Here is a 17,429-nt window from a genome sequence, read left to right on the forward strand (position 1 = left end):
CTCGGTCCGGACTGACGGAGCGAGGGAGCGCAGGGCAGGCAGGGCAGATAGTTACTGCACGTAGCGGCGCAGGCGGCGGGCGGCGAACTCGCGGAAGTAGGCGACCTTCTCCTGGGGCACGATCGAGGGCAGGAGGAAGTACCAGGCGCGTTCCATGCGGGTCGCCATCTGATCGATCGACTCGGTGCTGACCGCGACGATGTGGACGCCGGTGGTCATCTCCTGCAGGAGCATGCCGATGGTGTCGGGGTCGAGGTCGGGCTCCAGATCGCCCTGGGTGATCGCGCGTTCGGCGAGCAAACGGTGCGTCTCGCCCCAGGTCTTGGCGATATTGTCACCGGTCGCGCCGCGGTAGTCGCCGATCTGATGGGTGAGTTTGAGCATCGCGCCGACCATGGGGTCGTTCATGGTGAGATCGGCGACCACGTAGGTGATCCCGATGCACGCCTCCAGCGCCGGCACCCGCGGATCGAAGAAACCCTGGCATGCGCTGATCAGTCGCTCGTTGCCCTGATCGACGACCGCGCGCGCCAGTTCTTCCTTGGAGCCGAAGTGAAAGTACAAGGCGCCCTTGGTCACATTCGACTGCGCGATGATCTCGGACAGGGACGCGTTCGCGTAGCCCAGCCGGAGAAAGACATCGGCAGCGCCCGCGAGCACGGAATCGCGAGTGATCTCCGCACGCGCTTGCCTAGCCATCAGATCCGCCCGTCATCAAACCAGCCATCCTGAAGTAGACCGCCATCCCGAAGTTGACCGACATCACAGTTCGAACAGCACTCGAAGGATGGGTGAACCGTACCACCCGGCTGCGTGCTGCCAGCCGATTCGAGCATTCGACCCGTCCTCCTTCGCAATTCGCTGGTTAACTGTCCGGTTCTGCCCCGCTACGACAGACATATCAGACCAAAATTCAGACCGCAGGGTTCTATAACCCCTTGCCGCTCGGCCATTCCGACGCCAGCTTCGGTTCCGCCTCCAAATGCGTGAGTCCGTTCCAGCACAGATTCACCAGGTGCGCGGCCACCACTTCCTTCGACGGCTGGCGCTCGTCCAGCCACCAGGTCGCCGCCGTCGCAACCATTCCCACCAGCGCCTGCCCGTACAGCGTCGCCAGAGTCGGATCCAGACCACGCCGTTCGAAATCCCCGGCGAGAATATGGGCCACCTGATTCACGGCCTCGTTGAGCAGACTCGAATAGGTGCCCTCGGCCGCCGACACCGGCTGATCCCGCATCAGGATCCGGAATCCGTCGGTGCGCTCCTCCATATAAGTGAGCAACGCCAGCGCCACCTGCTCGAGCCGCACCCGCGAACGGTTCTGGGTGAGCGAGGAGGTGATCATCTCGAGCAGTGTCGACATCTCCCGGTCGACCACGACGGCGTAGAGCCCCTCCTTGCCGCCGAAGTGCTCGTACACCACCGGTTTCGAGACCTGCGCCCGCGCCGCGATCTCCTCGATCGAGGTGGCGTCGTAGCCGCGCTCGGCGAACAGCGCCCGCCCGATCTCGATGAGCTGCTGACGGCGCTGGGTGCCGGTCATGCGCGCCCGCGCCGGCCGTTGGCCTTCGCCAGCCGTCATCGCCCACCTGCCCCTTTCGCCCTGCCCGCGAGCACCTTTACGGGGTCGCGCGCCCCGCGCCCACCGCGGTTCGGTAGGTAGCCTATCGACAGACACGATGGACACTGTGTAAGCGGTTCGACGTGGAGGCGTACTTCATGCGAGGATCAGACCCGCATGACGCTGCAATCCGCCGTGGTGTAATGGCAGCACAACTGATTTTGGTTCAGTTTGTCCAGGTTCGAGTCCTGGCGGCGGAGCTCGCGCGCAGGGTCGCTATGGTTGGCCCCGCACAACCTGACTCAGCACACGATGACTGGCAGCCGAGGGAGATCCATGCCACAGGAGACCGCCGTCGTCGTTCTCGCAGCCGGAGCCGGAACCCGAATGCGGTCCAAGACACCCAAGGTGTTGCACCCGCTGGCCGGCCGGAGCATGCTCGCGCACGCGTTGCATGCCGCGCACGAGATCGACCCGACGTCGCTCATCACCGTGATCGGCCACGATCGCGAACAGGTCGGCGACGCGGTCGGCAAGGTGGGAGCGGAACTGGGCCGCCCGATCACCCTGGCAGTTCAGAACGAGCAGCGCGGCACCGGCCACGCCGTGCAGTGCGCGCTCACCTCGCTGCCCGAGGATTTCGCGGGCGATGTCCTCGTCACCTACGCCGACGTACCGCTGCTGGACGGCCACACCCTGCACGCGCTGCTCGACGAGCACCGCAGCTACTCCGACGGATCCGCCGCCACCGTACTGACTTTCGTGCCTGAGGACCCGAACGGCTACGGCCGCATCGTGCGCGATGACGAGGGCCGGGTCATGGAGATCGTCGAGCACGCCGACGCCACCCCGGAGCAGGCCGCGATCACCGAGGTCAACTCCGGCGTCTACGTCTTCGACGCGGCCGTGCTGCGAATCATGATCTCGCGCATCGACACCGCCAACGCCCGCCACGAGCTGTACCTGACCGACGTGCTCAAACTGGCCCGCGAGGCCGGGCACCCGGTGCACGGCGCGCGGCTGGTCGATTCCGCCAAGGTCACCGGCGTGAACGACCGGGTGCAGCTGGCCGGTGCGGCCAAGACGCTGAACCGCTACATCCTGGAGCGGCACATGCGCGCCGGGGTCACCATCGTCGATCCGGGCAGCACTTGGATCGACGGCAATGTGGTGATCGGCCGCGACACCGTAATCCGCCCGGGCGTTCAGCTGTTGGGCGACACCGTGATCGGTGAGGACGCCGAGATCGGCCCGGACTGCACGCTCACCGACGTGACCGTCGGCGACCGCGCCAAGGTGGTCCGCACCCACGGCGAGAAGTCCAGCATCGGCGCCGGCGCGAATGTCGGCCCCTTCGCCTACCTGCGGCCCGGCACCTCGCTCGGCGAGGAGGGCAAGATCGGCGGCTTCGTCGAGACCAAGAACGCCACCATCGGCGCGCACTCCAAGGTCCCGCATCTCACCTATGTGGGTGACGCAACCATCGGCGAGTACAGCAATATCGGCGCATCCAGCGTGTTCGTGAACTACGACGGCGTCAAGAAGCACCACACCACGGTCGGATCGCATGTGCGGACCGGTAGCGACACCATGTTCGTCGCCCCGGTCACCGTGGGTGACGGCGCGTACTCGGCGGCGGGTACTGTACTGCGCAGAAACGTTCCTCCGGGGGCGCTCGCGGTATCGGGTGGAGCACAGCGCAATCTCGAGGGTTGGGTACAGCGCAATCGCCCCGGTACCGATGCCGCCCGCGCGGCCGAAGCGGCTCTCGCTTCGAACCCGGAGGATGCGGGAACCACCGAGAAAACCAACGAGCAAAAGGATGGCGAACGTCAGTGACCGCGTTCTCTACCGATAACCAGAAGAATCTGATGCTGTTCTCGGGACGCGCTCATCCCGAGCTCGCCGAGGCGGTGGCGAAGGAACTCAATGTTCACGTCACCCCCCAGACCGCTCGTGATTTCGCGAACGGCGAGACCTTCGTCCGGTTCGAGGAATCGGTCCGCGGCTCCGACGCCTTCGTGCTGCAGAGCTTCCCGGCCCCGCTGAACCAGTGGGTCATGGAGCACCTGATCATGATCGACGCGCTCAAGCGCGGTTCGGCCAAGCGCATCACCTCGGTGCTGCCGTTCTACCCCTACGCCCGCCAGGACAAGAAGCACCGCGGCCGCGAGCCCATCTCGGCCCGCCTGGTCGCCGACCTGCTCAAGACCGCGGGCGCGGACCGGATCATCACCATCGACCTGCATACCGATCAGATCCAGGGCTTCTTCGACGGCCCGGTCGATCACATGCACGCGCAGGTGCAGCTGGCCGAGCACATCCGCAACAACTACGACCTGTCCAACATCACGGTCGTCTCCCCCGACGCCGGCCGGGTGAAGGTCGCCGAGAAGTGGGCCAACTCGCTGGCGGACGCGCCGATGGCGTTCATCCACAAGACCCGCGACCCGCTGGTCCCCAACCAGACCGTCTCCAACCGCGTGGTCGGTGAGGTCGAGGGCCGCACCTGCATCCTGATCGACGACATGATCGACACCGGTGGCACCATCGCCGGCGCGGTCAAGGTGCTCAAGGCGGCCGGCGCGGGTGACGTGGTCATCGCCGCCACCCACGGCATCCTGTCCGACCCGGCCGCCGAGCGTCTCGCCAACTGCGGGGCCAAGGAGGTCGTGGTCACCAACACGCTGCCGATCGACGAGGCCAAGAAGTTCCCGACCCTGACCGTGCTGTCGATCGCGCCGCTGCTGGCGCAGACGATCCGCGAGGTCTTCGAGAACGGCTCGGTCACCGGCCTTTTCAACGGGAACGCCTGACAGACGACGGGGCCACGTCCCCGACCAGCACCAACCGAGCGCCCCTCCTGTTCGCGGGAGGGGCGCTTCTGCGTGAAATGGGGTCGACAAGCGTGTTCGTTTCGGCTGGCAGGCGGTAGCGTTGGGTCGGACGTACGGTTTGCTACTGGTGCGCTGACAGCGCGGAGAGGTGGTGCCGCATGGCCGACCGGCCCGACGAGGACGACGCCCGGCTGATGGACGAGGTCTTCGACACCGATCAGGTCTACGACAGCGATGTCGACAACCTCGACTACGACCTCGGCGACGACGACCAGGAAGACGAGATCCGCGAGTACCAGCGCTACATCGCCGACCCGCCCTCCGACCTGGTCATCCGCAATCGCGAGAACGACGACGACGGCCGCCTCGGCATCGGCGACGAACTCGACCAGGAGTGGACCCGCCGCCGTCAGCGCGAGGAATTCGGGATCGAGGACAACCGCCCCGCGGAGGTCGCCGCCATGGACATCGTCGAGGAGCTCGAGGACTAGGGCGGTCGCACGCGGCCGCGGGGCATCACGGACACTCGATCCATGACCGCGTTCACGGGATTCCCGCTCGCCGGACTCGACTTCTACGAGGACCTGGAAGCCGACAATTCCAAGGCCTTCTGGACCGCCCACAAGACCGTGTGGGAAGAGTCGGTCCGGGATCCGATGAAAGCCCTGGTCGCCGAGCTGGAACCCGACTTCGGCACCGCCAAGATCTTCCGTCCCTACCGCGACGTGCGTTTCGCCAAGGACAAGTCGCCGTACAAGAACCATCAGGGCGCGGTGGTCTACAGCGCGCAGTACTCCGGCTGGTACGTGCAGATCGGCGCGGGCGGGCTGCGGGTGGCCGGCGGCATGTACGCCGCCGAGGCCGCCCAGCTCACCGCGCTGCGCGCCGCCATCGACGACGAGGTGCGCGGCGCGGAACTGGAGGCGCTGATCGCCCGGCTGATCGCGGACGGCTACGCCATCGGCGGGGACAAGCTGGCCACCAAGCCCAAGGGCTACGACATCGACCATCCGCGCATCGAATTGCTGCGGCACAAATCCCTCACCGCCGGAAGGGATTTCGGCGCCCCGAAGTGGCTGACCACCCCGCGCGCCGCCCGGGAGGTCCGGGCGGCGTGGGAGCAGTTGCGGCCGCTCATCGAATGGCTGGCGGCCGTGACGGCGCAGAAGTAGCCGCGCCTACCGGCGTTCGGCGAACACCAGGGCGAACCGCCGGTCCGGGTCGGTCCAGATGTGCTCGGTGCTGAAACCGGCGGTGTCCAGCTCGTTTTCGAGCACCTCGCGGCGGAACTTCGCGGAGATCTCGGTGCGCAGCTGCTCGCCCGCCGCGAAATCGACGGTGAGGTCGAGTTCGGGAATGCGGACGGTCATGGCCTCGGTGGCCTCGAGCCGCATCTCGATCCACTCGTTCTCGGCGTCCCAGAGGGCGATGTGCGCGAACTTGTCCGGCACGAAGTCCGCGCCCAGGCGGGCGTTGAGGACGTGCAGCACATTGCGATTGAATTCCGCGGTGACACCGGCGGCATCGTCGTAGGCGGGGACCAGCACCGCCGGATCGATGACCAGGCCCGCCCCGAGCAGCAGCTGCTCGCCGGGCTCGAGCACATCCCGGATGCCCGCCAGGAATTCGGCGCGCTCGGCCGGAACCAGATTGCCGATGGTGCCGCCCAGGAAGGCGACCATGCGTCGGCCGCCGCCGGGCAGATTGTCCAGGGTGTTGGTGAAGTCGCTGACCACGCCGTGCACGACCAGGCCCGGGAACTCCGCCGCCACCTCGTCCGCGGCCATCCGCAGCGCCGAGACCGAGACATCCTGGGGCACATAGCTCTTCAACGGCCCCGCCGCGGAGAGCGCGTTCAGCAGCAGCCGGGTCTTGGCCGCCGAACCCGCGCCGAGTTCGACCAGCACCTCGGCCCCGGCGATCCGCGCGATCTCCCCGACCACTCGCTCCAGCAGCGCCCGCTCGGTGCGGGTCGGGTAATACTCCGGCAGTTCGGTGATCTTCTCGAACAGCTCGCTGCCGCGGGCGTCGTAGAACCACTTGGGCGGCAGCCACTTCGGCTCCGCCGTCAGCCCGCGCCGCACGTCCTCGCGCAACGCGGTCGTCAAATCCTCGTCCGTCAGATGGATTTCCACCGTAGCCGCAGTCATGAACCAGTCCTTCCGATCTCGATATCCAGTGGTTCCACCGTCACTTCGCCGATCCGCGCCCGCACCAGCCGCCGATCCTCGATCGCCCGCCAGCGTGGATCGTCGTCGAACGGTTCCGACGACGCCACCACGAACCCATCGCCCGACAGCAGCGACAACGAGTGATGCCACGTCGTCGCCCACACTCCGGACCCGTTCCCCAGCAGCAGGTTCAAACGCGCCCGCGGCGATCGCTTCAGCACCGCGGCCATCACCCGCCGCAACACCGCACCCGGTTCCGCGTCATCCTCGAGCAGGTGGCGCAGGATCACCCAGAGCACACCGGAATCCGTCAGCGCCTCGGCGTCGAGCAGGGACCCCGAACCGAATTCGGCGGCTACGGCGGTCAGCACGGCGCGCCAGTCGGGAATCGCCCCGTTGTGACTGAAGGCCCAGCGGCCGTGGACGAACGGCGCGCAGGCCGCCCGCTCCACGGGCATGCCCACGGTCGCGGAGCGGACCGCGGCCAGCACCGCCGCCGAGCGGATCTGCGGCAGCACCTCGTCCACGGCCGGATCGGTCCACATCGGTACGGGATTGCGGTAGCGGCTGACCACCGGATCGATCGGCGGCGGGTTGTCCGCCGGATCGCCGGTCGCGCCACCGTGCCAGACGACGCCGGGGCCGTGGTCGAGCGCCGCCGCGTCGGGGTGGTGCCACCAGGCGACGCCGAAGCCGTCGGCATTGATGATGCCGCCACCGCGCATCTCACGCGGCGCCCAGGACTGGGTGCGCAGTGAGTGCGGGCCCTGGGTGAGCAGCGCGCCGACCGGGGTCGGCGGGCCCAGATAGGCCAGGTGACGGCACATCAGCGCTCGTCCGATCCCAGATCTCGGGCCAGCCGGAAACCGGAGAAGATCTGACGGCGGATGGGGTGGTCCCAGTTGCGGAAGGTGCCGCGGCAGGCGACCTGGTCCGCGCCGAAGGAGCCGCCGCGCAACACCTTGTAGTCGCCGCCGAAGAAGACCTCGGAGTATTCGCGGTACGGGAACGCCCGGAAGCCCGGGTACGCCTCGAAACCCGAGGACGTCCACTCCCACACGTCGCCGATCAGCTGATGCACTCCGGCCGGCGACGCGCCGTCCGGGTAGGCCCCGACAGCGGCCGGTTCCAGGTGGTGCTGACCGAGATTCGCGAGCGCCTCGGTGGGATCGCCATCGCCCCAGGGGAATCGGCGGGAACGCCCGGTGCTCGCGTCGAAGCGCGCGGCCTTCTCCCATTCCGCCTCGGTGGGCAGGCGCTTGCCGGCCCAGCGGGCGTACGCCTCGGCCTCGAACCAGCACACGTGCACCACCGGCTGATGCGCGCGCAGCGGCTGCATGACGCCGAAAACCCGTCGCCACCAGCGTCCGCCGCCGTCCTGCTCCCAGAACTGCGGCGCGGTCAGCCCGGCCTCCACGCGGTGTGCCCAGCCGCGCTCGGACCACAGTTCCGGTCGCTCGTATCCGCCGTCGTCGACGAAGGCGAGGTACTGCTCATTGGTGATCGGCGCGGCGTCGATGGCGAAGCCGTCGACGTGGACCGGGTGCGCGGGCCGTTCATTGTCCAGCGCCCAGGGGTCGGTATCGGTGCCCATGGTGAATTCGCCTGCGGGCACCACGACTTCACCGGTGACCGCCACCCGTACGGCGGGAGTCGGCGGCGCGGACAGCACCGCCGCACCGGTCCGCAGCTGGTGGGTGGCCAGCATGGTCTCGTCGTGCTGCTGCTCGTGCTGGGCGATCATGCCGAACGCGAACCCGTCCCGCACCAGGTCCGGGCCGCGCAACGGGCTGCGGTCCAGCACATCCCACACCTTGTCGCGCACGGTGCCGACATAGTCGCGCGCCTGTGCCGGATCCAGCAGCGGCAAGGCGGGCCGATCCGCGCGGGCGTGCTTGAACGCGTCGTAGAGGTGGTCGATGTCCTTCCGCACCGGTTCGCGCCCGCCCACATCGCGCACCAGCCACAGCTCTTCCTGGTTGCCGATATGCGCGAGATCCCACACCAGCGGGCTCATCAATCGCGAATGCTGTGCCACCAGCTCGGCCTCGTCGAGGCACTCGGTCAGCCCGATGGTCCGCCGCCGCGCTCGTTCGAGCGACTCGGCGATCCGCCCGCGCAGGGCCTCGGTCTCGGCGTGGTCCGACCCGGGCAGATGCTGAACAGTCATGAGAGAACTCCCGATTCGAGAATGAGGCGCGGCGGGCGGGCCTTCGCCACCGGCCGGGCAGCGTGCGCCCGGCGGGCGGCGGCCGGACGCTCGAGGGTGCGGACCGACGCCGAATGGCCCGGGTGGCGGCCGGAGTCGGCCGCGGCGCACCACCCGCTTCCCGCGGCACGACCCCGGTGGGATCGCGAGTGCCGCCGCACCGGGCGACGGCGCCGCCGGGCCGATGGTCGTCCGCGGAGACCGGTTCGCGGGCCCAATGCGAAACCGCCGGGTTCGGATGTCATGCCCCGCCTCCGAACTCGGCCCCGGTGGGAATGTCACCGCGGCGACATCGAAGTGCGGCGGCGGCCAATTCTCCTGCGGCTTCGGGGGTCTCGGCATGTGCGGTCGCCATCTCCAGCAGCGCGACGGCGGTGGCACGCAACTCGGGATCGGCCAGTCCGTGGCGCGCGGACTCCGACCAGGCGCTCGCTGTGGGGTCCGCCAGAGCCGTTGCCTCCTTGACGGTCTCGGCCGACGACAGCAGCGCGCCGATGGCGTGGACCGGCACCGTCCAGCCGTCCCCGGGCTGCGCGTCGATATAGCGGACCTCGAGGTGACCGGCCGCGCGGACCGGTGGGAACAGGGTGGTGAGGTGATAGTCCAGATCCGACCGGTCCGGGCGGCGGCCGATCTCGTCGTCGAGCGCTCCGCACAACCAGTCCGCGAAGGTGGCTCCCGGCGGCGCGCACCAGTCGGCCTCTGTTCCGGCGGAACCAGAGCTGCCGTTGGCAGAGCCGGAAGTGCCGGCGGCAGAGCCGGAAGTGCCGGCGGCAGAGCCGGAAGTGCCGTTAGCGGAGCCGGGGCGCACGCACAGCAAGGGTACGTCCAGCGCCCAGCGCGCGTAGCCGGTGATGGGATCGGCCCAGTCGTGCACGGGCGGCCGCGTACGGAGCTGATCGAGCCGCTGCCAGGCCCGCATGCGCTGCGAGGCCCACGCCCCCGGCGGGGCGGTGTGCAGGCCCGGTGAGCAGGCGAAGGCCGCCAGCAGGGCCGGGCCCACGGCGTACAGCGCCCGCCAGCGGGCGGCGATCTCGGCGGGGTCCGCGCCCGCGTCCACGCTGACCTGGGTGGCGGCGGTATTGCACATCATGAGCGCCCCGAACGGGCCCAGGCCGGCGAAGGACTCCTCCATGGCCCGGTAGCGCGGCAGCCGCAGGACGCGCAGGGGCAGCCGGACCGCGTCGGCGGCGCCGGAAATGGTTCGGATACCGCGGGATTCGAGCAGCTCCCGCAAGCTGGTCGTGTCTGCCCGCAAGCGCTCGCACAGTTCGGTGGCGGTGCCGAACGGGGCACTGGACAGTTCGATCTGACCGCCGGGTTCGAGGGTGACCCGGCTGCCGCCCGGCAGCGGATCGGCCGGGGAATCGGGAGAGATGGACCGCGGCGCATACGGCCCGAGGGCGTCCGCGAGGACCGTGAGGTCCGGACGCGAATTCGTCGCCGAAAGTTCACCTTGCGCGGTGAGCCACTCCAGTTCGGCGCCGATGAGCAGCGGTGGGCCCTGTTTGAAACAGACTTTTCCGACATACGCCTCAGCGGCGGCGCGTGAGGTGAATTCGCCGCCGGGTTCCGAGACATCCAGGCCACTGCGCAGCACATCGGCGGGTGACGCTGTGACAGCCATTGCCAACCTCCGTCTGATGCGGTCGCCGCTGGGGATCGGAACGACGACCCAAACCAGAGTAGCGAGCGACTGTGACAAGAAATCTGACGAAATGAAGAACGCGGCAACCTATATGGTCGATTCCATGCTGGATATGGCTGGATTGCGGGCCGATACCCCCGGATGTGAAAATCACGTATTTCTCGACAGCGCGGGCTCCTCGCTGCCCCCACGGGCCGTCGTGGACGCCACCATCGCCCACCTGCGCCGCGAAGCGGAGATCGGTGGCTACCGCGCGGCCAACGAACGCATCGATGACCTGTACGCCGTCAAAACTGCGATCGGCGAACTGATCAACGCCGACCCCGCCGCCCTGGCCCTCAGCGACAGCGCCAGCCGCTCCTGGAGCGACTTCTTCTACTCGGTCCCGCTGGCCCCCGGCGACCGCATCCTGATCTCCGGCGCGGAGTACGGCAGCAATGCCATCGCCGCCCTGCAGCGCTCCCGGCAGACCGGCGCGGTCGTCGAGGCGATCCCCAGCGACAGCAGCGGCCAGCTCGACCTGGACGCGCTCAGCGCCATGATGGACGAACGCGTGAAACTGGTATCGCTGGTTCACGTTCCGACCAACGGCGGCCTGGTGAACCCGGTCGCCGAGGCCACCCGCATCGCGCACCGGTCCGGCGCGCTGGTGCTGCTGGACGCCTGCCAGTCGGCCGGTCAGCTACCCCTCGACGTCGCGGCCCTGAATGTGGACGCCCTGTCCGCCACCGGCCGCAAATGGCTGCGCGGCCCGCGTGGCACCGGGTTCCTGTACGTGCGTCCAGAACTGGCGCTGAGCCTGGAACCCGGCCGCCTCGACCAGCACAGCGCCGAATGGACCGCCCCCGACGACTACGTGCTCTCCCCCGACGCCGGGCGCTTCGAGTTCTGGGAGTACTCGGTCGCCGCCCGGCTGGGCCTGGGCGCGGCCGTACGGTACCTGCTCGACCTCGGCCCGGCCGCCGTCTACGCCGCGATCGCCGAGCGCGCTGAGTATCTGCGCAAGGCGCTGTCCGAGATTCCCGGCGTCGACGTGCGCGACCGGGGCATCCAGCACGCGGGCATCGTGTCATTCACCCTGGACGGGCTGGAACCGGTCCGGGTGCGCGACCGGCTGGCCGCGGAGTCGATCACCGTCACGGTCAGCCACCGCAGCTCCACCTTGCTGGATATGTCGGCGCGAGAACTGAACTCGGTGGTTCGGGCCTCCCCGCACTGCTTCGTGAGCTTCGAGGATCTGGACCGCTTCGCCGGGGCCGTCCGGGCTCTCGGGTAGATCTTCAGAACCCTCACATACCAGACCGGATCACCCGAAAACGGTTAACAGCGCACCTCGAACGCGGGATATTTGAATGCTGGTCCGGCATTCGAGGAGTGTTCTGCGTGAGCCGCTTCACCGACGAAATGTATGCCACCGCCCGCGTTTCCCAGCGCGGACTGGTGACCGGAGAGCCCGACGCACCGCTGCGTCAGACATGGGCCGAGATCCACGACATCGCCCGTCGCATGGCGGGCGGGCTGGCGGCCGCCGGCATCGGCCCCGGCGACGCCGTGGGCGTGCTGGCCGGGATGCCGGTCGACATCGCGCCCGCCTGCCAGGCGGCGTGGATGCGTGGCGCCTCGCTCACCATGCTGCATCAGCCCACACCGCGCACCGATCTGGAGGTGTGGGCCCACGACACCGAGACGGTGCTGGGCATGATCGAGGCGCGAGCGGTCATCCTGGGCGCGCCCTTCGAGATCGCGGAACCGCTACTGCGCGAACGCGGTATCACCGTGGTGACCCTGGACTCCATGCGCGCGGGCGACCCGATCGACCTGGTGCCCACCGGCGAGGACGATATCGCGTTGCAGCAGTTGACCTCCGGGTCGACCGGCTCGCCGAAGGCCGTGCGGATCACGCACGGCAATTTCTTCGTCAATGCCTACGCCATGTTCGATCGGGTGAAGTTCCAGCTCGACGACGACGTGATGGTCAGCTGGCTGCCGCTGTTCCACGACATGGGAATGGTCGGATTCCTCAGCGTGCCCATGCAGTTCGGCGCCGAGGTGGTGTGCGTGACCCCGCTGGACTTCCTGGCCCGGCCCATCCTGTGGGCCGAGCTGATCTCCAAATATCGCGGAACAGTCACCGCCGCACCGAATTTCGCGTACTCGCTGCTGGCCCGGCGATTACGCAACGCCGACGAGGGCTCGCTGGACCTGAGCAGCGTGCGCTACATGTGGAACGGCGCGGAACCCGTCGACGCCGACACCATGGAGGCGCTCGCCGTGGCCGGACAGCGCTTCGGCCTCAACCCCGCGGCCCTCACCCCGGTCTACGGCATGGCCGAGACCACCCTGGCCGTCTCCATCCCGGATCCGGGGCTCGGCCAGATCCTCGACGTCGTCGACGCCGATCTGCTCGAGGCGCTCGGCAAGGCGGTGCCGGTCCGCGATTCGGACCATCACCACGGCGGCGTGCGCCGCCTGCCCACCCTGGGCTACCTGGTCGACAATCTCGAGGGCCGGGTGGTCGATGCCGAGCGTCAGCCGCTGCCCGCCCGCAGTGTCGGCGTCATCGAATTGCGCGGTCCGGCGGTGACTTCCGGCTATGTCACCGTCGAAGGCTTCCGCCCCGCGCTGGACGCCGAGGGCTGGCTCGACACCGGCGATGTCGGCTACTTCACCGAGGAGGGCTACATCGTCGTCTGCGGCCGGATCAAGGACGTCATCATCATGGGCGGCCGCAATATCTATCCCACCGACATCGAGCGAGCGGCCTTGCGCGTCAAGGGAGTTCGGCCCGGCAACGCGGTGGCGGTGCGCCTCGACGCGGGCCAGAAACGCGAGAGTTTCGCGGTGGTGGTGGAATCCAACGATTACCAGAATCCGGTGGAGGTGCACCGCATCGAGCACGACATCGTGCACGCGGTGTTCTCCGAGGTGGGGGTACGCCCCCGCAGCGTGACCGTGCTGGGACCCGGCGCGCTGCCCAAGACCTCCTCCGGCAAGCTGCGCCGCTCGGCGACAGCCACCAGCGTGTCCTGAGACGCGAAGCGCCCCGGGCTCGAATTACCCTGGGGCGCAACGTAGTTGACGCTCAGTACGGCAGTTGACCACTCAGTGCAGCTGGTTCTGCGCGGTCTCCAGACCCACGCGCAGCAGCAGCTCGACCGCGTCCGCGGTCTGCTCGACGATCACCGGAACCTCTTTGCGCTCCGACGCGGAGAACGGCTTCAGCACGTAATCCGCGGGATCCTGCCGGCCCGGCGGACGGCCGATGCCGAAGCGGACGCGCAGATAGTCCTTGGTGGTGAGAGCCTGCGAGATCGACCGCAGCCCGTTGTGCCCGCCCTCGCCGCCGCCGCGCTTGAGGCGGATCTGGCCGAAGGGGAGGTCGAGTTCGTCGTGGACGACGATCACCTCGGTGGCGGGCACGGAGAAGAATTTGGCCAGCGCCGCGACGGGCCGCCCGGACAGGTTCATGTAGGTACGCGGCTTGGCCAGCAGCACCTTCCGCCCGTCCAGGCGGGCCTCGAGCAGATCCGCGCCGGACTTCTTGTGCACGGTGAAACGACCGCCGACCCGCTCCGCGAGCAGGTCGGCGACCATGAAACCGACATTGTGCCGGGTGCGCTCGTACTCGGATCCGGGATTACCCAGACCGACCACGAGCGCGGGCCCGGCTGTTGCCTCGGTCATCGAGAACCGTTGCGGGAGTAGGGAGTTACTCCGCGGCGGCCTCTTCGGTGACGGCCTCTTCGGCCTCGGCGGCGGCGGCCGGGGCGGCGATGACGTTGACGATCAGGGCCTCCGGGTCACCGGCGAGGGTGACGCCCTTCGGCAGCTCGATGCCGCCGGCCAGGATCTGGGTGCCGGCCTCGACGCCCTCGATCGAGACCTCGATGGACTCGGGGATGTGCAGGGCCTCGGCCTCGATGGAGAGGGTGGTGGCGTCCTGGGTGACCAGGGTGCCGGAGGCGGCATCGCCGACGATGGCGACGTTCACGTCGGCGGTGACCTTCTCGCCACGACGCACGATCAGCAGGTCGGCGTGCTCGATGTAGCGGCGGATCGGGTGGACGACGACCGACTTGGTCAGCGCCAGCTGCTTCTTGCCGTTGATGTCCAGGTTCAGGACGGCGTTGGTGCCGTGCTCACGCAGGATGGCGGCGAACGCCCGGGCGCTCACGGCCAGGTGCTGCGGCTCCTCGTTGTGGCCGTACAGGACGGCGGGGACATTGCCGTCGCGGCGGGTACGGCGGGCGGCACCCTTGCCGAACTCGGTACGTACGGTGGCTTCGAGAAGGTTGGCGTCGGACATGACTGTCTACTCCCTACGGCTCGTCCGGCTGTAATGTCAGCGTGTCGCCAGGCGACGTGGGCCGCCCTGGCAAAGTGGTTGGTCTGCTCGTCGGCGAAGACCAACGTGGACGGCCGAATAGGCCGAGCCGCGTCGATCACGGTGGGCAGCTAGGTGCCACACCCTCGCCGAGACAACCTGAAGACTCTAACACGCTGCCGGAAGGCACTTGCCGCACCCCCTCGGCGGCAGCGATTTCCACCCTTGTATCCGGCAATTTGACACACTAGTATTTCGCATCACTCGGCCCACCCCTCGAACCCATTCCTACCCGGTCCCGGGTCATTCGAGGGCACGCCGAGGAGCTTGTCTGCCAAGTTAGGAAAACGCTTGATGAAGAACATCCGCCGGGTCGGCTTCAGCGCCGCGGGCATCGCCGCAGTCTCCGCCGCCATCGCGCTCACCGCGCCGATCGCCTCGGCCACCAACAACGACTGCGGCCCGGGCACCACCACTCCGCCGCCGACCACCACCACTCCGCCGAAGACCACCACTCCCTCGACGGGCGGCGGCGGCTTCGATTCGATCATCAAGTCGCTGGGCACCGGCTCCGCCGCCAACTCCAACGGCATCGGCGCTTCGGTCAGCTGACGGGCCGCACCGTCAGCAGGCGATTATCCCGGTTTCGGGGACGGGGATTCCTTTCCAATGCTAGGCAGTTTGATCGGCACGCTGATCAGCGTGCCTCCCGAGTGAGGAACAGAGATCTATGAAGAACATCCGCCAGGCCGGCCTCAGCGTCGCGGGCCTCGCTGCCATCTCCGCAACCGTCGCCATCGCCGCTCCGTTCGCCGCCGCGGACACCACCGTCAACGGTCTGACCGTGTCGGGTAGCGGCTACACGGTGGGCAAGACGTACACCATCACCATCGTCACCGGCTCGCCCACCGTCAGCGCGAACGTCTTCGACACCACCGGGTCGAACACGGTCTCCGTCGGCACCGCGACCCCGGCGACCGGCACCGCCACCACGGCCGCCATCAACTGGACCCCGGCGTCGGCGGGCACGCACCACATCACGGTCACCCTCAACGGCGCCGGTCAGTCCGCCACCGTCGGCCCGGTCGACATCACCGTCTCCGCCGCGGCCGAGAACTCCGGCCTCGACACGGGCAGCGCCGCCGGCCTGCTCCAGTCCCTCGGCATCACCGGCTCCAGCGCGAACGCGCGCGTGAGCTGAGACGACCAGTACAACGGCCGGTTATCCGGGTCCCGATCGGATCCTGGATAACCGGCCGTCGTCGTTTCAGGCGGCCTGCTGCTTGAAGGTGGTTGCGTAGCAATCGACATACGGGCGGCCCGAGCGGCTGACGATGTCGGCCATGAGCTCGTCGGTGGCGCGGCGCACGGCCCGCTGGTCGGCGGGCAGGAAATAGCGCGGGTGGCCGAAGGAGATGCTGACCTTGGCCGGGCGCAGGAAGCGGCCCTCGCGCGGATTCACCCGATCGGTGCCCGACAGCACCACCGGGATCACCGGGGCGCCGGTCTGCATGGCCACCCGGATCACGCCGGTGCGGCCCCGGTAGACGCGGCCGTCGGGCGAACGCGTGCCCTCCGGGTGAATGCCCCAGATACCGCCCGACTCCAGCACCCGCACCGCCGCGGCGAGCGAATCCGAGCCCGCGCTGCCGCCGGTGCGGTCCACCGGAACCTGACCGGTGGCGTTCATGACGAAGCGGTTGAGTCGACCGCGGAACCCGCCCTCGGTGAAGTACTCCTGCTTGGCGATGAAGGTGACCCGGCGGCGCAGCACCAGGCACAGGTAGAGCGAATCCACCACGGCCAGATGGTTGGCCGCGATGATCAGCGGCCCGTCCTTCGGAACATGGTGCAGCCCTTCGATCTTCGGGCGCCCGAGCAGCCGCAGCACCGGCCCCACCAGGATGTGCTTGAGGAGCCAGTACCACATGGAGTCCACCCAACTCTCGCCGTTTCGACCACTTCGTAGACAGTGTCTACCCGTACTTTTCTACCGGATGCGAGTAGACACTGTCTACGAATGCTGGAGAATGTGACATATGACCACCGCCGAGCCCCTGCGCGAACGACTCGTCACCGCCGGAGTCGCCATGCTCGAGGAGGTCGGCGCGGCCGAACTCGGGCTGCGGGCGATCGCCCGGGAGGCGGGGGTGTCACACGGCGCGCCCCGGCGGCACTTCCCCACCCACAACGCGCTGCTGGCGGCGGTCGCCGCCCGCGGCTACGCGGACCTGCGCGCGGAAATCGATGCGGTGGGCGGGGATACGCCCGAGGAACGGGTACGCCGGAACTGCCTCGCCTATATCCGCTTCGCCGCCGCGCGGCCGGAGATGTTCACCCTGATGTTCCGCCACGACCTGCTCGAGGGCGCGGGCGGGAACTTGCGGGTCACCTGGTCACTGCCCCTGTTCGCCCGCTGGCGGCAGCTGGTCGCCGACTGCGCGGGCCCCGGCGCGGACGAGCGGGCCGGCGAACAGGCCCTCGGCCTGTGGACCCAGCTGCACGGCATCGCGGTGGTGGTCGCCAACCGCAGTATCGAGGCGATCGCGCCGGGCATCGATATCGAGGCGCTGGTCGGACGGGCCGTGGCCCGGCATCTCGCCCCGGACCCGGACTGACCTCCGGTTCGAGGGCCACATCGGGCCGGACCGGCCGGTCGGGGCGGGGGGCCGGTCGCGT

At 68.6% G+C, this 17,429-nt stretch carries 18 protein-coding genes and 1 tRNA gene; 10 read left to right on the plus strand and 9 right to left on the minus strand.

The annotated features are described in order from the left end of the window. Window positions 1-51 precede the first annotated feature (51 nt). Together ACQPYY_RS29480 and ACQPYY_RS29485 are read right to left on the minus strand one after the other, a co-directional pair. The gene (locus tag ACQPYY_RS29480) at window positions 52-699 is read right to left on the minus strand and encodes a TetR/AcrR family transcriptional regulator (protein ID WP_357280388.1); all 648 of its coding nucleotides are present in this window, start codon (window positions 697-699) and stop codon (window positions 52-54) included. A 229-nt stretch (window positions 700-928) separates the two neighbouring features. Then, the gene (locus ACQPYY_RS29485; protein ID WP_357280857.1) at window positions 929-1,543 is read right to left on the minus strand and encodes a TetR/AcrR family transcriptional regulator; all 615 of its coding nucleotides are present in this window, start codon (window positions 1,541-1,543) and stop codon (window positions 929-931) included. Between the two features lie 207 nt (window positions 1,544-1,750). Here ACQPYY_RS29485 and ACQPYY_RS29490 point away from each other — a divergent pair. The 5 genes from ACQPYY_RS29490 to ACQPYY_RS29510 all read left to right on the plus strand — a co-directional run bounded on the left by ACQPYY_RS29490 (window position 1,751) and on the right by ACQPYY_RS29510 (window position 5,570). Next, window positions 1,751-1,821: transfer RNA gene (locus ACQPYY_RS29490), tRNA-Gln, on the plus strand. Between the two features lie 76 nt (window positions 1,822-1,897). Then, a complete protein-coding gene (gene glmU, locus ACQPYY_RS29495) occupies window positions 1,898-3,400 on the plus strand; it encodes a bifunctional UDP-N-acetylglucosamine diphosphorylase/glucosamine-1-phosphate N-acetyltransferase GlmU (RefSeq protein ID WP_433591787.1) in 1,503 nt (500 codons plus the stop codon). Next, window positions 3,397-4,377: a ribose-phosphate diphosphokinase gene (locus ACQPYY_RS29500; protein ID WP_379093053.1), complete on the plus strand. Its 981-nt coding sequence runs from the start codon at window positions 3,397-3,399 to the stop codon at window positions 4,375-4,377. The genes glmU and ACQPYY_RS29500 overlap by 4 nt, the downstream gene beginning before the upstream one ends. 179 nt (window positions 4,378-4,556) lie before the next feature. Then, complete coding sequence (locus ACQPYY_RS29505) at window positions 4,557-4,889, plus strand: hypothetical protein (RefSeq protein ID WP_379093050.1); 333 nt, start codon at window positions 4,557-4,559, stop codon at window positions 4,887-4,889. Between the two features lie 42 nt (window positions 4,890-4,931). Continuing rightward, on the plus strand, window positions 4,932-5,570 hold the full coding sequence (locus ACQPYY_RS29510; protein ID WP_379093047.1) for a DUF2461 domain-containing protein: 639 nt from the start codon (window positions 4,932-4,934) through the stop codon (window positions 5,568-5,570). Between the two features lie 6 nt (window positions 5,571-5,576). Here ACQPYY_RS29510 and egtD read toward each other — a convergent pair whose 3' ends face one another. From egtD to egtA, 4 genes are all read right to left on the minus strand, one after another. After that, window positions 5,577-6,548, minus strand: coding sequence for an L-histidine N(alpha)-methyltransferase (gene egtD, locus ACQPYY_RS29515; protein ID WP_433591788.1), 972 nt, complete (start codon window positions 6,546-6,548; stop codon window positions 5,577-5,579). Continuing rightward, entirely contained in the window at window positions 6,545-7,396 is an 852-nt protein-coding gene (locus ACQPYY_RS29520; RefSeq protein ID WP_433591789.1) for a class II glutamine amidotransferase, read from the minus strand. Before ACQPYY_RS29520 ends, egtD begins: the two co-directional genes overlap by 4 nt. Further along, window positions 7,396-8,739: an ergothioneine biosynthesis protein EgtB gene (egtB, locus tag ACQPYY_RS29525; RefSeq protein WP_433591790.1), complete on the minus strand. Its 1,344-nt coding sequence runs from the start codon at window positions 8,737-8,739 to the stop codon at window positions 7,396-7,398. The genes ACQPYY_RS29520 and egtB overlap by 1 nt, the downstream gene beginning before the upstream one ends. Window positions 8,740-9,019: 280 nt before the next feature. Then, window positions 9,020-10,405 carry an ergothioneine biosynthesis glutamate--cysteine ligase EgtA gene (gene egtA / locus ACQPYY_RS29530; RefSeq protein WP_433591791.1) on the minus strand — a complete coding sequence of 462 codons (1,386 nt, stop codon included), beginning with the start codon at window positions 10,403-10,405 and terminating at the stop codon, window positions 9,020-9,022. Window positions 10,406-10,529: 124 nt separating this feature from the next. On the opposite strand from egtA, the gene ACQPYY_RS29535 reads away from it, so the two are divergent. Both ACQPYY_RS29535 and ACQPYY_RS29540 read left to right on the plus strand, forming a co-directional pair. Continuing rightward, window positions 10,530-11,702, plus strand: coding sequence for an aminotransferase class V-fold PLP-dependent enzyme (locus tag ACQPYY_RS29535; RefSeq protein ID WP_433594762.1), 1,173 nt, complete (start codon window positions 10,530-10,532; stop codon window positions 11,700-11,702). Window positions 11,703-11,809: 107 nt separating this feature from the next. Continuing rightward, entirely contained in the window at window positions 11,810-13,456 is a 1,647-nt protein-coding gene (locus ACQPYY_RS29540) for a fatty acyl-AMP ligase (RefSeq protein ID WP_433591792.1), read from the plus strand. Window positions 13,457-13,528: 72 nt separating this feature from the next. Here ACQPYY_RS29540 and pth read toward each other — a convergent pair whose 3' ends face one another. Together pth and ACQPYY_RS29550 are read right to left on the minus strand one after the other, a co-directional pair. Continuing rightward, a complete protein-coding gene (pth, locus tag ACQPYY_RS29545) occupies window positions 13,529-14,110 on the minus strand; it encodes an aminoacyl-tRNA hydrolase (protein ID WP_433591793.1) in 582 nt (193 codons plus the stop codon). Window positions 14,111-14,135: 25 nt separating this feature from the next. Beyond that, entirely contained in the window at window positions 14,136-14,732 is a 597-nt protein-coding gene (locus ACQPYY_RS29550; RefSeq protein ID WP_433591794.1) for a 50S ribosomal protein L25/general stress protein Ctc, read from the minus strand. A gap of 372 nt (window positions 14,733-15,104) precedes the next feature. On the opposite strand from ACQPYY_RS29550, the gene ACQPYY_RS29555 reads away from it, so the two are divergent. Both ACQPYY_RS29555 and ACQPYY_RS29560 read left to right on the plus strand, forming a co-directional pair. Next, window positions 15,105-15,362, plus strand: a complete 258-nt coding sequence (locus ACQPYY_RS29555) for a hypothetical protein (RefSeq protein WP_379093025.1) — start codon at window positions 15,105-15,107, stop codon at window positions 15,360-15,362. Between the two features lie 118 nt (window positions 15,363-15,480). Further along, window positions 15,481-15,951: a hypothetical protein gene (locus ACQPYY_RS29560; RefSeq protein ID WP_433591795.1), complete on the plus strand. Its 471-nt coding sequence runs from the start codon at window positions 15,481-15,483 to the stop codon at window positions 15,949-15,951. Window positions 15,952-16,017: 66 nt separating this feature from the next. Here ACQPYY_RS29560 and ACQPYY_RS29565 read toward each other — a convergent pair whose 3' ends face one another. Further along, complete coding sequence (locus tag ACQPYY_RS29565) at window positions 16,018-16,680, minus strand: lysophospholipid acyltransferase family protein (RefSeq protein ID WP_379093019.1); 663 nt, start codon at window positions 16,678-16,680, stop codon at window positions 16,018-16,020. A 109-nt stretch (window positions 16,681-16,789) separates the two neighbouring features. Between ACQPYY_RS29565 and ACQPYY_RS29570 the strand changes: the two genes are divergently transcribed. Then, on the plus strand, window positions 16,790-17,368 hold the full coding sequence (locus tag ACQPYY_RS29570; protein ID WP_379093016.1) for a TetR/AcrR family transcriptional regulator: 579 nt from the start codon (window positions 16,790-16,792) through the stop codon (window positions 17,366-17,368). Window positions 17,369-17,429 lie beyond the last annotated feature (61 nt).

This window comes from Nocardia sp. CA-145437 (assembly GCF_050956485.1).
Classification (GTDB): Bacteria; Actinomycetota; Actinomycetes; order Mycobacteriales; family Mycobacteriaceae; genus Nocardia.

Coding starts and splice junctions, on each gene's coding strand:
- ACQPYY_RS29480 (WP_357280388.1), bottom strand. CDS start 699: ATGGCTAGGCAAGCGCGTGCGGAGATCACTCGCGATTCCGTGCTCGCG.
- ACQPYY_RS29485 (WP_357280857.1), bottom strand. CDS start 1,543: ATGACCGGCACCCAGCGCCGTCAGCAGCTCATCGAGATCGGGCGGGCG.
- glmU (WP_433591787.1), top strand. CDS start 1,898: ATGCCACAGGAGACCGCCGTCGTCGTTCTCGCAGCCGGAGCCGGAACC.
- ACQPYY_RS29505 (WP_379093050.1), top strand. CDS start 4,557: ATGGCCGACCGGCCCGACGAGGACGACGCCCGGCTGATGGACGAGGTC.
- ACQPYY_RS29510 (WP_379093047.1), top strand. CDS start 4,932: ATGACCGCGTTCACGGGATTCCCGCTCGCCGGACTCGACTTCTACGAG.
- egtD (WP_433591788.1), bottom strand. CDS start 6,548: ATGACTGCGGCTACGGTGGAAATCCATCTGACGGACGAGGATTTGACG.
- ACQPYY_RS29520 (WP_433591789.1), bottom strand. CDS start 7,396: ATGTGCCGTCACCTGGCCTATCTGGGCCCGCCGACCCCGGTCGGCGCG.
- egtB (WP_433591790.1), bottom strand. CDS start 8,739: ATGACTGTTCAGCATCTGCCCGGGTCGGACCACGCCGAGACCGAGGCC.
- egtA (WP_433591791.1), bottom strand. CDS start 10,405: ATGGCTGTCACAGCGTCACCCGCCGATGTGCTGCGCAGTGGCCTGGAT.
- ACQPYY_RS29535 (WP_433594762.1), top strand. CDS start 10,530: ATGCTGGATATGGCTGGATTGCGGGCCGATACCCCCGGATGTGAAAAT.
- pth (WP_433591793.1), bottom strand. CDS start 14,110: ATGACCGAGGCAACAGCCGGGCCCGCGCTCGTGGTCGGTCTGGGTAAT.
- ACQPYY_RS29550 (WP_433591794.1), bottom strand. CDS start 14,732: ATGTCCGACGCCAACCTTCTCGAAGCCACCGTACGTACCGAGTTCGGC.
- ACQPYY_RS29555 (WP_379093025.1), top strand. CDS start 15,105: ATGAAGAACATCCGCCGGGTCGGCTTCAGCGCCGCGGGCATCGCCGCA.
- ACQPYY_RS29560 (WP_433591795.1), top strand. CDS start 15,481: ATGAAGAACATCCGCCAGGCCGGCCTCAGCGTCGCGGGCCTCGCTGCC.
- ACQPYY_RS29565 (WP_379093019.1), bottom strand. CDS start 16,680: ATGTGGTACTGGCTCCTCAAGCACATCCTGGTGGGGCCGGTGCTGCGG.
- ACQPYY_RS29570 (WP_379093016.1), top strand. CDS start 16,790: ATGACCACCGCCGAGCCCCTGCGCGAACGACTCGTCACCGCCGGAGTC.